This window comes from Rothia sp. HMSC08A08, assembly GCF_001808385.1.
Classification (GTDB): Bacteria; Actinomycetota; Actinomycetes; order Actinomycetales; family Micrococcaceae; genus Rothia; species Rothia dentocariosa.
The window spans coordinates 1-1878 of record NZ_KV793070.1 but is presented as its reverse complement, the minus strand read 5'-3'; the positions used below and the strand labels follow the sequence as shown (position 1 = coordinate 1878).

Annotated in this window: 1 rRNA gene; it reads right to left on the bottom strand. The window is 54.1% G+C overall.

Going from position 1 to position 1878, the window contains the following annotated elements:
• Positions 1-56: 56 nt before the first annotated feature.
• Positions 57-1878: ribosomal RNA gene (locus HMPREF3164_RS05365) — 23S ribosomal RNA — on the bottom strand; the annotation flags it as partial.

The following is a 1878-nucleotide window of genomic DNA, read 5'->3' as shown; positions in this document are numbered from 1 at the left end:
CAGGTTTGTTGTTTCAAAACTATACAGCGAACGCAAACACCACCAACAACTCTAGTGTGAATAAGTCTTCGGCCTATTAGTACCAGTCAACTCCACGCCTTACAACGCTTCCATACCCGGCCTATCAACCTCATCATCTCTAAGGAGCCTCACACACCCAAAAGGGCGCCAGGAGAACTCATCTCGAAACAGGCTTCCCGCTTAGATGCCTTCAGCGGTTATCCCTCCCGAACGTAGCCAATCAGCCATGCACCTGGCGGTACAACTGACATACCAGAGGTTCGTCCGTCCCGGTCCTCTCGTACTAAGGACAGCCTTTCTCAATTCTCCAACGCGCGCAGCGGATAGGGACCGAACTGTCTCACGACGTTCTGAACCCAGCTCGCGTACCGCTTTAATGGGCGAACAGCCCAACCCTTGGGACCGCCTCCAGCCCCAGGATGCGACGAGCCGACATCGAGGTGCCAAACCATGCCGTCGATATGGACTCTTGGGCAAGATCAGCCTGTTATCCCCGAGGTACCTTTTATCCGTTGAGCGACAGCGCTTCCACAAGCCACTGCCGGATCACTAGTCCCGACTTTCGTCCCTGCTCGAGTCGCCACTCTCACAGTCAAGCTCCCTTGTGCACTTACACTCAACACCTGATTGCCAACCAGGCTGAGGGAACCTTTGGGCGCCTCCGTTACACTTTAGGAGGCAACCGCCCCAGTTAAACTACCCATCAGGCACTGTCCCTGAACCAGATCATGGCCCGAAGTTAGACATCCAGATTGACCAGAGTGGTATTTCAACAACGACTCCACCACCACTAGCGTAGCGGCTTCACAGTCTCCCACCTATCCTACACAAGCCAACCCAAACACCAATACCAAACTATAGTAAAGGTCACGGGGTCTTTCCGTCCTGCTGCGCGAAACGAGCATCTTTACTCGTACTGCAATTTCACCGAGTTCATGGTTGAGACAGTAGGGAAGTCGTTACTCCATTCGTGCAGGTCGGAACTTACCCGACAAGGAATTTCGCTACCTTAGGATGGTTATAGTTACCACCGCCGTTTACTGGGGCTTAAATTCTCAGCTTCGCCCACACAGGGCTAACCAATCCTCTTAACCTTCCAGCACCGGGCAGGAGTCAGTCCGTATACCTCGTCTTACGACTTCGCACGGACCTGTGTTTTTGATAAACAGTCGCTTCCCCCTGGTCTCTGCGACCCCTACACGCTCCCCACCGCACGGGCAGATCACGCTCAGGGCCCCCCTTCTCCCGAAGTTACGGGGGCATTTTGCCGAGTTCCTTAACCATGATTCTCTCGATCGCCTTAGTATTCTCTACCTGATCACCTGTGTCGGTTTCGGGTACGGGCAGCTAAAACCTCACGCCGATGCTTTTCTCGGCAGCATAGGATCACCAAATCCCCCACAAACAAGGGGTCCCATCACGTCTCAGACACACAACCAGCGCATTTAACAACCAGTCATCCTACACGCTTAGACCACGACAACCACCGCGTGGCTTGGCTACCTTCCTGCGTCACACCTGTTAACACGCTTACCTCCAAAGCTTGGGTCCCACACACCCCACAACACCACAAAGAAAAACTTCATGACACCGTGATCGGCATGGTTAGCATCACAATATCAGTATGGACGGTCCTTCACTGGTACGGGAATATCAACCCGTTCTCCATCGACTACGCCTGTCGGCCTCGCCTTAGGCCCCGACTAACCCAGGGCAGATTAACTTGACCCTGGAACCCTTGATCATCCGGCGCACGGGTTTCTCACCCGTGATTCGCTACTCATGCCTGCATTCTCACTCCCACACAATCCACCACACACTCCCGTGGCAGCTTCACCTCGTGCAGGACGCTCCCCT